The sequence below is a fragment of the Burkholderia theae genome (assembly GCF_048565265.1).
GTDB lineage: Bacteria > Pseudomonadota > Gammaproteobacteria > Burkholderiales > Burkholderiaceae > Burkholderia > Burkholderia theae.
Map to the genome: position 1 here is coordinate 2,029,903 of NZ_CP183461.1, position 13,382 is coordinate 2,043,284.

Consider the following 13,382-nt stretch of genomic DNA (forward strand, 5'->3'; position numbering starts at 1 on the left):
GGGCACGCGTCAGCGAACCGCCGGCGTGCCGGCGCGGGACCGCCGGACGGCTTGGGCAACAGCAACGAAATCGGCACCGCCGCGCCGCGCGCGGGCGACTTGGGCGCGCTTCGCCCGGTTCACGTCAATCATCGGTTCTCTCTTGCGGGCCGCGCTCCGGCGCCAGCATCGACGACGCCAGCAGCGCGCGGGTATACGGATGGGTGGGCGCATGCAGCACGTCGAGCGTATCGCCCTCCTCGACCACGCGCCCCGCTTTCATCACGACGACCCGGTGGGCCATCGCACGCATCACCGCGAGATCATGCGTGATGAACAGGTAGCTCAGTTTGTACTTCTTTTGCAGATTCGTCAGCAGATTCAGCACCTGCTTCTGGATCGACACGTCGAGCGCGCTCGTCGGCTCGTCCAGCACCAGCAGTTCCGGCTCCACCGCCAGCGCGCGCGCGATCGCGATCCGCTGCCGCTGACCACCGGAGAATTCGTGCGGATAGCGCAGCATCGATTCGGCCGGCAACCCGACCTCCTGCAGCAGCGCGGCGACGCGCGCACGACGCGCGGCGCCGGCCACCTGCGGACGGTGCACCGCGAGCCCCTCGCCGACGATCTGCTCGACCGTCATCCGCGGCGACAGCGAGCCGAACGGGTCCTGGAACACGACCTGCATCCTGCCGTACAGCGCGCGCCGGCCACCCGTCGTGCGCAGCGAGTCGAGCGGCATGCCGTCGATCGCAATCGAGCCGGCCGCCGGCCGCTGCAGGCCGAGCACAGTCGCCGCCAGTGTCGATTTCCCCGACCCCGACTCGCCGACGATCCCGAGCGTTTCGCCGCGCCTCAGGTTCAGCTTCACGTCGTGCACGGCCCGGAACGTCGTCTTGCCGAGCACCGCGCGCCAGCCCTTCGCCGCGATGCGGTAGTCGACGGCGAGATTCTGCACGTCGAGGATCGTCTGCGCGCCGGCGGCGACCGGCTCGACGTCCCGCTGCGGTGCGCTGTCGAGTAGCCGGCGCGTGTACGCGTGCTGCGGCGCGGCGAACAGCGCACCGGTCGTGTTCGTCTCCACCAGCACGCCCTGCTCCATCACGGCCACGCGCTGCGCGAAGCGCCGCACGAGATTCAGGTCATGCGTGATCAGCAGCACGGCCATCCCGCGCGCGGCGGCCTCCTGCTCCTGCAATTCGATCAGCAGGTCGACGATCTGCTGGCGCACCGTCACGTCGAGCGCCGTCGTCGGCTCGTCCGCGAGCAACAAGCGCGGCCGACACGCGAGCGCCATCGCGATCATCGCGCGCTGGCGCTGCCCGCCCGACAACTGGTGCGGAAAGCTGTCGATACGACGCTCCGGCTCGGGGATACCGGTGCGCCGCAGCAACGCGATTCCCCGCTCTCGCGCGTCGCCCGGGCGCAACCCCTCGTGCAGCCGCAGGCTCTCGGCGATCTGCTTGCCGATCGTATACAGCGGATTCAGCGCGGTCATCGGTTCCTGGAACACCATCGCAATGTCGGCACCGCGAATGCCGCGCATCTGCTGTTCGGTCTTAGCGAGCAGATCCTCGCCGTCGAACAGCATCCGTCCCGACAGCGTCGCCTGCTGCGCGAGCCGCAGGATCGACAGCGCCGTCACGCTCTTGCCCGAGCCCGATTCGCCGACGAGCGCCACGCGCTCGCCGCGACCGACCGACAGGCTCAGGTCCTGCACCGCCGCCTTCGCGCCGAAACGCGCGGAAAATCCGTCGATCTGCAGCAACGCGTTCGTCATCATCGCCCCCCGCCGAACGCCGAGCCGCGTGCGCGGGTGTCGAGCGCATTGCGCAGCGCGTCGCCCATGAAGGTCAGCAGCAGCAGCGTCACCACCAGCACCGCGAACGCGGAGACCGAGATCCACCATGCGTCGAGGTAGTTCTTCCCCTCCTGCAGCAGCTCGCCGAGGCTCGGCGTCGGCGGCTGCACGCCGAGCCCCAGGAAATCGAGGCTCGTCAGCGACAGGATCGCGGCGCTCATCCGGAACGGCAGGAACGTGATCACCGGCGTGAGGCTGTTCGGCAGCACGTGGCGCCACATGATCTGCGCATTCGTCAGCCCCATCGTGCGTGCCGCTTTGACGTAATCGAGCGTGCGGTTGCGCAGGAATTCGGCGCGTACGTAATCGGACAGCACGAGCCAGCCGAACATCGACAGCAGGATGAACAGCAGCCACAGCGACGGCGTGAACAACGACGCGAAGATGATCAGCAGATACAGGTCGGGCAGCGCGCTCCATATCTCGATCAGGCGCTGCCCGAACAGGTCGGTGCGGCCGCCGTAGAAGCCCTGCAGCGCGCCGGTCAGCACGCCGACCAGCACCCCCGACACGGTCAGCGCGAACGCCATCAGCACCGACAGCCGGAACCCGTACAGCAGCCGCGCGAGCACGTCGCGCCCGAACTGGTCGGTGCCAAGCCAGTTGCTTGCCGACGGCGGCGCCGGATACGGTCGCGACGCGAAGTAGTCGATCGTGTCGTAGCGGTAGCGGTTCGGCGGATAGATCGCGAAATTGCCGTGCGTCTCGAGCTTCGCGCGGATGTACGGATCGAGGTAGTTCGTCTTCGCGGGAAAGTCGCCGCCGAACTCGGTTTCCGGATAATCCTTCGCGATCGGAAAATAATAGTGCCCGTCGTAGCGCACGAGCAGCGGCCGGTCGTTCGACAGCACGTCGGCACACAGGCTGAGCGCGAACAGCGCCGCGAAGATCACGAGGCTCGCATAACCGAGCGGCTGTGCGCGAAAGCGCTGCCACGTGCGTCGCCATGGCGACGGCGACGGCGCGCACGCGCACGGGGAATCAGTGGTCCAGGCGGCTGAACTGGATACGGGGGTCGACGACGACATAACAGATATCCGCGATGAGCTTGGTCAGCAGACCGATCAGGGTGAACAGGAACAGCGAGCCGAGCACGACCGGATAGTCGCGGCGGATCACCGAGTCGTACGACAGTTGCCCCATCCCGTCGAGCGAGAACAGCGTCTCGATCAGCAGGTTGCCGTTCAGGAACGCGCCGACGAATGCCGCCGGCAGCCCGGTGAGCAGCGGGATCGCCGCATTGCGCAGCACGTGTTTCCACAGCACGTCGCGCTCCGGCGCCCCCTTCGCGCGCGCGGTCAGCACGTACTGCCGGCCGATTTCCTCGAGGAACGTGTTCTTCGTCAGGATCGTGACGATCGCGAAATTGCCGATCACCGCCGCCGTCACCGGCATCACGATGTGCCACAGATAGTCGAGCGTCTTGCCGATCAGCGTCAGGTCGTCGAAGTTGTCCGACGTGAGCCCGCGCATCGGAAACACCTGCCAGAACGTGCCGCCGCCGAACAGCATCAAGAGCAGCACGCCGAGCACGAAACCCGGCACCGCGTAGCCGGTCAACACCAGCACACTCGTCACGGTGTCGAAGCGCGAGCCGTTGCGCACCGCCTTCGCGATGCCGAGCGGCACCGACACGAGATACGTGAGGATCACCGTCCACAGCCCGAGCGTGATCGACACCGGCAGCTTCGAGCGGATCACGGCCCACACGCTGCGGTGCGCGAAGTAGGACTGGCCGAGGTCGAACGTCGCATAGCTTTTCAGCATCAGCACGTAGCGTTCAAGCGGCGGCTTGTCGAAACCGAACTGCTTGCGGATCTGCTCGATCTGCTGCGGATCGACACCCTGGCTGCCGTGGTAGCCGCCCCCGCCTCCGCCCGCCTCGCCTCCGCGTGCGCTGCCGTGGCGCAACTGCGCGAGCACCTGCTCCACCGGGCCGCCCGGCACGAACTGCGTGACCGCGAACGTGATCGTCACCACCCCGAGCAGCGTCGGGATCATCAGCAGCAGCCGCCTCACTATGTATGCCAGCATCGTTGCTCCCCGTCAGGCCGCCGGAGCGGGTTGCGCCGCCGGTTTCTTCACGTACCAGTAGTCGATGATCCAGTCCTCGTACAGATAGGAGTCCGGCACGATCGCCGGATGGCCGAGCGTCGCCTTGTACCCGATCCGCGCGTTCGGCAGGTAGTACTGCGGGATCAACGCGTACAGGTTGATCAGCACGCGGTCGAGCGCATGCGTGGCCGTTTTGAGATCGTCGAGCGTGTTGGCCGCGAGCGCCGCGCGGATCAGCGCATCGACCGCCTTCGACTTCACGCCCGGATAATTCTCGGAGCCCGGCTCCGACGCGGCCGCGCTGCCGAAACGGCGTGTCAGCTCCGCGCCCGGGATCGTCACGGGCAGGTAGATGTACGTCGTCATGTCGTACTCGAAATTGTCGAGCCGCTTCAGGTAGAGGGCGCTGTCGATCTCGTGCAGGTACGCGTGGATGCCGAGCGTCGCGAGCGCCTGCGTGTACGGCAGGATCAGGCGGTCCATGCCGGGCTGGTCGTCGATGATCTCGATCGTCATCGGCGTGCCGTTCGCGTCGCGCAGCGCGTCGTCGCGATAGTGCCAGCCGGCCTGCGCAAGCAGGTCGCGCGCTTCCTTCAGGTTCGCGCGCAGCGAACCGGGCGGCAGCGTCGATGGCTGGCTGACCATCGGGCCGAACACCTCGGGCGGCAGTGTCGACCGGTACGGTTCGAGCAGCGCGAGCTCCTTCGCGCTCGGCATGCCGGACGCCGCGAACGGGCTCGCCTCCCAGAAGCTGCTGGTGCGGCGATATTGGCCGTAGAACATCATCCGGCTCATCCAGTCGAAGTCGAACGCCAGCGCGAGCGCACGCCGCACGCGCACGTCCTGGAACATCGGCTTGCGCATGTTGATCAGGAACCCCTGCATCTGCGCGGGGCCGTCCGGGAATTCGCCCTTCTTCAGCAGGCCGTTGCGAAAATTCTTGCCGACGTACTTGCGCGCCCATTGCGTCGAGCTGTATTCCATCCGCGCGTCGATGTCGCCGGCCTTGAACGCTTCGAGCGCCGTGTACTCGTCCAGGTACAGCTTGAACGACACGCGGGAGAAGCGGAACATCCCGCGCCGCGACGGCAGGTTCGCGGCCCAGTAGTGCGGGTTGCGCACGTAGCGGATCTGCTTGTCGTTCTTGCGCTGCTCGATCAGGTACGCGCCGCTCGCGATCGGCGGTGTGTTCGCGATCTGGTCGAACGGCGGCCGCGTGCCGTCCGCGCGTTGCCCCCATTTCGGCGAGAACACCGGCAGGTCGCCCGCGATCAGCGCCGCGTCGCGCTCCGCGTGCTTGAATTCGAAACGGACCGCATGGCTGTCGACCACCACCGCGCGTTTGATGATCGAAAACTGCGCGTTGTAGATCGGCGATGCCTGCGGGCTCGTCAGCGTGTCGAACGAATACTTGACGTCGGCCGCGGTAATCGCGTCGCCGTTCGAGAAGCGCGCGGCCGGGTTGATGTGGAACGTCGCGGACGTCCCGTCGGGCGCGATCTCGACGTCGTCGGCGATCAACGCGTATTCGGATGCGAGTTCGTCCCAACTGCGCTGCATCAGCGTGTCGAACATCAGGTTCTTGATGTCCGGCGCGGGCGAGCCGCGCACGAGGAACGGGTTCAGCGAATCGTAGCTTTGCCGCTCGTCGTAGTTTTCGAAATTGAGCGTGCCGGTGTCCGGAGCATCCACATCCGCATAGTCGAAATGCGTGAAATCCGGCCGATACTTCGGCTGGTCGTATTGCGAGATCGCCGACACCGCGAGCGCGGCCCGTGGCATGGCGCCGCCCGACACGAATAGCGCCGCGCAGGCGAGCAGCGCGGCACGCGTGCCGTTGCGCATCCGTGCGTGCGTGCGCGTCGGGCGCGCGTGGCGCGGCTCACGTGTCCATCGCCATTTCAACAGTGTCATGGTCAGTCTGTCCGGAAGCGTGCGGGCGTGACGCCCGCGCGCGGTCGAAGCCTGTGCCGGACGCCGCGTGCCCGCCGCGTCCCGCTGGGTGTTCGTGCTGTAGAAGATCCTGCAAGCTGCACCGTCGTGGCGCCAGGCGAAAAAAGGCCGCTCCATAAAGGGGGGGTGTGGACGCGGAGCGGCCGGTCTAAAGCCTGTCAGTGCATCGCAATCGCCATCAGAACTTGTACGTCGCGCCGATCTGCGCAAACCGGCCGATGTACGAATACACCGACGTGTCATAGCCGCTCTGGTCCAGCGTGCCGTTCGCGAAGATCGGGTCGTACGGCGGCGTACGGTTGAAGATGTTGTTGATGCCGCCGTAGATCGTCCAGTTCTTGAAGCCCGTGTACGACATCATCAGGTTGAACTGGCTGTACGAACCGACTTTCGACGGCGCGGGCGCCGGCGTGAGGTTCTGCGCGTACGGACCGGTGAACTCCCACGTCAGCGCCGCATCGAACTTCCGGTAGTTCCAGTCCAGCGTCGTGTTGCCGCGCCAGCGCGGGAAGCTGCCGCCGAACGGCTGCGTGATCGTGAAGTTGTTGCCCGCACCGTTCACCGGTGTGCCGCCCGGGAAACCGATCTTGTAGCTGTTGATGTACGCCCAGTCACCCGACAGCGTGACCGTGCCCCAGCCCTTGAGCGGCAGGGCCTGGCGGAACGTACCTTCGAAGCCGTTCGTGTCGAGGTAGCCGAGGTTCTGATACGGAATCACCTTGTACAGCAACTGGCCCGTCGTCGGGTCGGTCGCGACCAGCGACGGCGCGCCCTGGCCGATCACGCTGTCGATGCGGATCTTGTACCAGTCGAAACCGAGATCCGTGTAGCGGCTCGGCGAGACCTGGAAGCCGATGTTGAAGTTGCGCGTGCGTTCCGGCGAGAGGTGCGGGTTGCCGACGGTGATCGACGTATAGTTCTGGCCGGTGGCCGGGTCGACCTGGATGCCGAGCGTCTGCGACTTGCTGTCCTCGACGAAGGTCGGTGCACGGAAGCCGCGGTTGTACGACGTATACAGCGTGAGGGCCTTGATCGGCTGGTAGCGCAACGCAAAGCGCGGCGAGAAGGCGCCGCCCACGTCCGTGTAGTGGTCGTAACGGCCTGCCTGGCTGAACGTCAGGTTCTCGAGGATCGGCACGTTGATCTGGTAGTAGACGGCCGCGACGTTGCGCTGGCCGTTCACCGTCTCCAGGTCCGGCGTGACGACGGCCCCGCTCAGGTATTCCGAGCCCGGCGTCAGCACTTCGCTCTGGTGCGTGAACTGCGCGCCGAAGCCGATACCGACGTCACCGGTCGGCAGATGGAACAGGTTCGGCGTCGACAGCGTCGCGTCGATCGTGTCGAGCTTCGAGATGCCGAGGTTGTTCGCTTCCTGGTACAGCCCGTTGAATCCGTTGGGCGTCGCCGCCGGGTTCGCGAAATTCAGCGTGCCGTTCTGGTAGATGTTGTTCAGCGCGTTGACGTTCAGCTGGTTCGTGAACACGTTCGACACCGTGCTCTGCGAATGGCTGACCGACGTCGCCCAGTCCCAGTCGCCGTACGGCAGCGTGAACGATCCCTTGATGCCGGCGGCCGCGCGCCAGTAGTTGGCCCAGGTCTTCTGCGCGACCGTGTTCGGGAACGCATAGGTAAGCGGCGTGGCCGCGCCCGTCGTGTTGTACGGATTGCTGATCGGCACGACCGTGTTGAACGGCGACAGCAGCTTCGTTTGCGGATTCCACACGAGCGCCGGGTTCTGCGGGTTGCCGATCACGTTGTTCCACAGGCCGTCGTTGGTCGTGGTCGTGTTGTAGCTCTCGAGGAAATCCGCGAACGCGGTCGTCTTGTCGTCGATCTTGAAGTCTGCATGGATCTTCGCGTTCAGGCGCTCGGTCATCGGCAGGATCGACGTGCTTTCAGCGGTGTTGTACGCGCAGACCGTGCCCGGCGACCCGGCCGACAGCGAATTCGACACGGCAGGATGCACCGAGCCGCCGAACGGGCAGCCGCCGCTCAACGCCTGCGCGACGCCGCCGGGCATGTTCCAGTAGGACGGCGCGAGCAGCGAGAAGCCGCCCGGTTTGCCCGTGAAGTCCTGGTTGCGGGTCGAATCGCGGTCGGCGAGCGTGAAGCCGTTCGACTTGTAGTAGCTGAGCGCCGCCGTCACGTTGAAGCGGTCGGCGTTCAAGTCGCCGAAGCCGCCGAGCACGCCGAACTTTATCGTCCCGTCGCCATTGCCGGCGTTGATCGCGCTGCCGAGGCTGCCGTCGAGCTGCAGGCCGCGGAAATCGTGCTTCGTGATGATGTTGACGACCCCGCCGATCGCGTCCGAGCCGTATTGCGACACGGCGCCCGTCTTCACGATTTCGATGCGCTCGATATCGTTGAGCGGGATCGTATTGAGGTCGAAGAACGAATCGACGCTGTTCGAGAAGAACGCGTACGGCGCCACGCGCTGGCCGTCGATCATCACGAGCGTATATTTCTCGGACAGGCCGCGCAGCGCGATGCCGGCGGCGCCGGCCGCGAAGTTGCCCGACTGTCCCTCGCCCCAGCTGTTCGCCGAGTTGGCTGCCGCATCGCGCAGGAAGTCGGTGACGGTCACCGCGCCGCTGGCCTGGATTTCCTTCGGCGTGATCGTCTGCACCTGCTGGAAACCGGTCTTGTCGGCCTGCCGGATCAGCGAGCCCGTCACTTCGAACCGCTTGATCTGCGCGACCTTGCCCTGCCCGTTCGCACCGGATGTCGCGGGCGTGGCCTCCGCTGCCGCACCGGACGCCGCGTCGGGCGCCGCGGCACCCGTCGCAGCGGCCGCGCCCGACGTGCCGCCCGCCTGTGCGACGGTCACGGGCGCGCCGGTCGCGACCGCATCCGCGACCGCGACGGCGCCCGGCGCCGGCTGGCTCTGGGCGAACGCCGGCGGCACCAGTACGGCCGTCAGCGCCAGTTCCGCCCAGACTATCCTCTTGATGGCCAACGCCAAAACTCTTTGCTTCATCTTGTTCCCTCTCGCTCGTAGTAAGACCCCACCTGCTGCGCGCCGGAATCTTGTGGATTCCTTGCACGTCCTGGGCGCCCGTGTACCGGAACCCGCGATTGCCACCCTTCCGACTGCGATGACTCGAACGGATCGGCCTCGGGGCACCCGCGCCATTCAGCACCACCGCCTTTTTTGATTTTGATTCGTCATACTAACTACCTGCATTGAGCGCATTGCGTACTGCTTCCCGATTCGATCAACGGAAATTCCCGCGGACGGCGACACGGTTCTCGCGCCGCACCACGTGCCATCCGCTGTCGATCGGGTACTTCTCCTTCATCGCGGCGCACCGCGCCGGCCGCGCCGCTAGAACAGTCTCGGCGTGCCGACCCAGACGATCACGGCCTCCTCGTCCGCCGTGTTGTGCCATGCATGCGGCATCGTCGATTCGTAATGCGCGGTATCGCCCTCGTTCAGCGTGAACGTGCAATCCTCGAGCGTCAGCGCGACCTGCCCGCGCATCACGTAGACGAACTCCTCGCCCGCATGCGTCGTCACCTCCGACGGCGACTGCCCCACCGGCACCCGCACGAGAATTGCGTCGAGCTTGCGGCCGTCCACCAGGTTCGTCAGCCGGGCGAACAGGCTCGCCGAATTCGCGAACTGGAAATACTTCAGTGCGTTGCCGCGGCACACCGAGCGCGCTTCCGTCGGCGTGTCGATGAAATACTGCATCGTCACGCCAAGCGCCTTCGCGATCCGGACCAGCGACGTGATCGACGGCGTTGCCCGCCCGCGCTCGACCTGCGACAGGAACGGTTTCGAAATGCCGGCGATGGTCGCCGTTTCGTCGAGCGTGAGCTTCAGGCGCTGGCGCAGCGCCCGGATCTTGTTGCCGAGCGACACGGCGACGAGCACCGACTCATCAGGGGGCAAAGGCATGGAGAGACGGAACCTCGCAGTCGAAATCGGTTTGATGTCGGCGATCCTTGACCGAAGCGATGACGCGACCGGCCGGGCGTGACACCCGGCTACACGCTGCTGTCGCACGAAAGCCGCACGCGGCGCAGCGCGATTCCGGATCGGCGCGGTCACGCGGCCCTCGCATATTTCATTCGGTTTACTAACTAACAAGGCTGCCCCTTTTCCTCGTCGGACCTGACCGTCTAGCACTTGCATTACAGTGGCGGCATGCCGCCTGCCGACCGCGCCTGCATTGCGCGCCGTCGCGCCGTCGCGCCGTTCCGTTGCGTTACCGGGATGCCACTGCCGTCCAGAGCTTGGCCAGGTCACCGGAACCGTCGGCCCCCTTGACCGTGCGCAGCACCTGCACCGCGCGCGTTTTCTGGCCGGCCACGTAGTACGCCTCGCCGAGCCGCAGTCGCGCCGCATCGGGATGCTCGAGCCCGCCCTTCGCGATCGCCTGCTCCATCATCGGCAAGCCCTGCTGCGCATGGCCCGCAAAGACGAGGTTCATCCCCGCATCGAGCGGCGCCACCGGCGTCGCGGCATCCGCGCCCGGTTGCGCGCGCTTGGCGGCGAGCGTCTGCAGCCGCTTCTCGCGGTCCGCCTGCGCGTCCTTGCCGAGTACGCCGGCCGCGAACCCCTGGTCGATCACCTGCTTGCTTTCGGCGGGCTGTCCCGCCACCAGCGCGAGCTGTGTCATCTCCATGTAGGCGTCGGCCGTCGCGAGCGATCCTGTCGCACGGCGCAACCGGTAGATGTCGAGGTCGAGCGACGACAGATACCCGGGGTTGCCGCGAATGGCCGTGACCATTTCGTCCCAGTACGCGGGGCTCGGGTGATAGGCCACCAGCAGCCCGAGCGCACCGCGGTACGCGTTGCCGTCCTTCACTTTCTGTGCGCAGGTCGCGAGCATCTGCAACTGCCCTTCATCCGGCGCGTGTCCGCCATTCGCCTGCGCGTCCGTGCTCGCTTTCAACTGGCTCACGACCGGTGCGCAATCGTTCGACAGGTAATACGACTGCGTGAGCAGCGTGCGCATTTCCGGATCCGTTCCCCCCGCCTTCAGGTAGCGCTGCGCGGTCCGGATCGCCAGCGGGTAATTCTTCTGCTGGAAGTAGATGCCGGCCAGCGCCGCCGTCGTCCGCTGCTCGTCCTCGCCCGACAACCGCCCCGAGTTCAGCACCGTTTCGTAGGCCTGGGCGGCCGTGCCGGAGTCGCCTGCCGCCATCGCCGCGGCGCCGCGCATCTCTTCCACCATGTACGTTTCGTACGGTGTCCGGTTGGGCACGGCCGCGGCCTGGGCGATCTTGCCGAGCGCATCGCGATACTTGTGCGCCCGGTACAGCTCCTGTGCCGCCGCCAGCGGTTTCGCCACGTCCGGCCGCAGCGCATCCGCCGGCAACGCCGGCCGGCCGAGCATGCATGCCGTGCCGAGCGCCGTCACCGCCATCATCCGTTTCCATCGTCGCTGGTTCATCGGCTCGTCCGTTTCGTCATTGCATGAACTGTTCGTTACCGATCAGGCCGATCTTGGTCGCGCCCACGCGTTGCGCGGATGCCAGCACGGCCGCCACGTCCTTGTACGGCACCAGCTTGTTGGGTCGCAGATGGATCTCCGCCTGCACCGGTTCCGCCGCGACTTGCGTCAGTTTCGACTCGAGCGCCGCACGATCCGGCACGGGTGCGCCGTTCCATGTCGTCGTGCCGTCGAAGTCGATGTCGATCTGCACGATTTCCGGCGGCGTTGCCGGCGGCGGCGGATTGCCCACCGGCAAGTCCATCTTCACCGAATGCATCTGAATCGGGATCGTGATGATCAGCATGATCAGCAACACCAGCATCACGTCGATCAGCGGCGTGGTGTTGATGTCCACCATCACTTCCGGTTCCGCATTGCCCCCACCCGAAGGCACATTCATTCCCATCGTCGGCTCCTGTCGACCCGCGTTAGCGCTTTAGCGCTTACGCGGGTCCCATGCTTTGCGGTCGATCCGAGTTGGCGCTTTAGCGCCTACTCGGATCCCATGCTTCGCGGTCGACCAGCGTTAGCGCTTTAGCGCTTGCGCCGGTCCCATGCTTCGCGGTCGACCCGCGTTAGCGCATTAGCGCTTGCGCCGGTCCCATGCTTTGCGGTCGATAAGAGTGAGTGCCTTGGCACCCGCCCCATCCCCCCGCCTCGCAACGCTTCCCCAGCAACACTAACCACCGCGCGCAGGCGGCTCCGTGATGAACGACAGCTTCGCGATCCCCGCGCGCTCGCACATCGTGACGACCCTACCGATGAACTCGTAGCGGGTGTTCTGGTCGCCGCGTACGTGGACGCTCGGTTGCGGCTGCTGCTGCGACACGCCCTTCAGTTTCGCGAGCAGCGTCGGCGCGTCCACCAGTTGCTCGCCCCAGAAGAAATCGCCATCGCGATTCACCGCGATCTCGATGCTCTTCGGGGTCGTCTGCAGCGGCTGCACCGTCTCCTTCGGCAGCTGCAGCTGGATCGTGTGCGTCACGACCGGGATCGTGATCAGGAAGATGATCAGCAGCACCAGCATCACGTCGACGAGCGGCGTCGTGTTGATGTTGGCGATCACCTCGTCGCTATCGTCCTGCCCGACGTTCATGGCCATCGCGCGTCTCCGTCAGCCGATCAGTTCGCGAGCGATGCCGCTGCCGCCGGCGACGACGCACGCACCGGACGCCGGTTGCCGGCCAGCAGCACCGCGTGCAGTTGCGCGCCGAAGTTGCGGACCCGCTCCATCACCGACTTGTTCCGCCGGACCAGGAAGTTGTAGCCGAGCACCGCCGGCACCGCGACGGCCAGGCCGATCGCGGTCATGATGAGCGCCTCGCCCACCGGGCCCGCGACCTTGTCGATCGATGCCTGGCCCGCGATGCCGATTGCCGTCAGCGCGTGATAGATCCCCCAGACCGTACCGAACAGCCCCACGAACGGGGCCGTCGAGCCGACCGTCGCCAGAAACGCGAGTCCGTCCTGCATCCGGTTCGACACGTTCGTGATCGAGCGTTCGACCGAGACGTCGATCCACGTGTTGCGGTCCACCGCTTCCAGCAGCGCGTCTTCGTGATGCTCGCCGGCCTCGATCGCCGTTTCGGCGATGAACCGGAACGGCGACGCCTCATCGAGCAGCTTCGCGCCCTCGGCCAGCGACGGCGCGGTCCAGAGCTGTGCGTCCGCCAGCTTCGCGCGGCGATTCGCACGCAGTTGTTCCAGGAACTTCGTGATCATGATGTACCAGCTTCCCATCGACATGATCACCAGCAGGATCAACACGAAACGCGCGACGAAGTCGCCGTTTTTCCATAGCGCGCCGAGCCCGTACGGATTCTCGACCGCTTCCGTCGTGGCCGGTGCGGGCGGCGGAGCCGGCTCGGCGGCGGCCGGAACCGGCGCGGGCGCGGCCGACGGCGCCGCGGCCTGCGCCGACGTGCCGGCCGCACCGCTTGCCTGCGCGTGGGCGAGCTGTGGCGCAACGAACCCGTCGACCGCCGCGACGGACATCAACATGCTTGCCGCCAGCGCGGCCAGTGAACGCTTCGTCATACCCCACTCCTGCTATTTCGTTGAACTAAACATGTCAGTTCGAGATGGTTTTC

General features: G+C 66.2%; 10 protein-coding genes. All 10 read right to left on the reverse strand.

Translation table 11 applies throughout. The features are described 5' to 3' along the window. Nucleotides 1-124: 124 nt before the first annotated feature. A complete protein-coding gene (locus tag ACN22W_RS09595) occupies nt 125-1,759 on the reverse strand; it encodes an ABC transporter ATP-binding protein (protein ID WP_419687399.1) in 1,635 nt (544 codons plus the stop codon). Continuing rightward, on the reverse strand, nt 1,759-2,868 hold the full coding sequence (locus tag ACN22W_RS09600; RefSeq protein WP_193098424.1) for an ABC transporter permease: 1,110 nt from the start codon (nt 2,866-2,868) through the stop codon (nt 1,759-1,761). Before ACN22W_RS09600 ends, ACN22W_RS09595 begins: the two co-directional genes overlap by 1 nt. Then, entirely contained in the window at nt 2,822-3,874 is a 1,053-nt protein-coding gene (locus tag ACN22W_RS09605; RefSeq protein ID WP_048250978.1) for a microcin C ABC transporter permease YejB, read from the reverse strand. Before ACN22W_RS09605 ends, ACN22W_RS09600 begins: the two co-directional genes overlap by 47 nt. 12 nt (nt 3,875-3,886) lie before the next feature. Further along, on the reverse strand, nt 3,887-5,809 hold the full coding sequence (locus ACN22W_RS09610) for an extracellular solute-binding protein (protein WP_419683820.1): 1,923 nt from the start codon (nt 5,807-5,809) through the stop codon (nt 3,887-3,889). 217 nt (nt 5,810-6,026) lie between these two features. Then, nucleotides 6,027-8,825 (reverse strand): TonB-dependent receptor, encoded by a 2,799-nt coding sequence (locus ACN22W_RS09615; protein ID WP_419683822.1) that lies wholly within the window; start codon nt 8,823-8,825, stop codon nt 6,027-6,029. A 348-nt stretch (nt 8,826-9,173) separates the two neighbouring features. After that, on the reverse strand, nt 9,174-9,749 hold the full coding sequence (locus ACN22W_RS09620; RefSeq protein WP_419683825.1) for a helix-turn-helix domain-containing protein: 576 nt from the start codon (nt 9,747-9,749) through the stop codon (nt 9,174-9,176). A 310-nt stretch (nt 9,750-10,059) separates the two neighbouring features. Then, nucleotides 10,060-11,250: a tetratricopeptide repeat protein gene (locus ACN22W_RS09625; RefSeq protein ID WP_419683827.1), complete on the reverse strand. Its 1,191-nt coding sequence runs from the start codon at nt 11,248-11,250 to the stop codon at nt 10,060-10,062. A 16-nt stretch (nt 11,251-11,266) separates the two neighbouring features. Continuing rightward, nucleotides 11,267-11,698 (reverse strand): ExbD/TolR family protein, encoded by a 432-nt coding sequence (locus ACN22W_RS09630; RefSeq protein ID WP_048250973.1) that lies wholly within the window; start codon nt 11,696-11,698, stop codon nt 11,267-11,269. Nucleotides 11,699-11,971: 273 nt separating this feature from the next. Continuing rightward, entirely contained in the window at nt 11,972-12,394 is a 423-nt protein-coding gene (locus ACN22W_RS09635) for an ExbD/TolR family protein (RefSeq protein ID WP_048250972.1), read from the reverse strand. 20 nt (nt 12,395-12,414) lie between these two features. Then, nucleotides 12,415-13,329, reverse strand: coding sequence for a MotA/TolQ/ExbB proton channel family protein (locus tag ACN22W_RS09640; RefSeq protein ID WP_129514637.1), 915 nt, complete (start codon nt 13,327-13,329; stop codon nt 12,415-12,417). Nucleotides 13,330-13,382 lie beyond the last annotated feature (53 nt).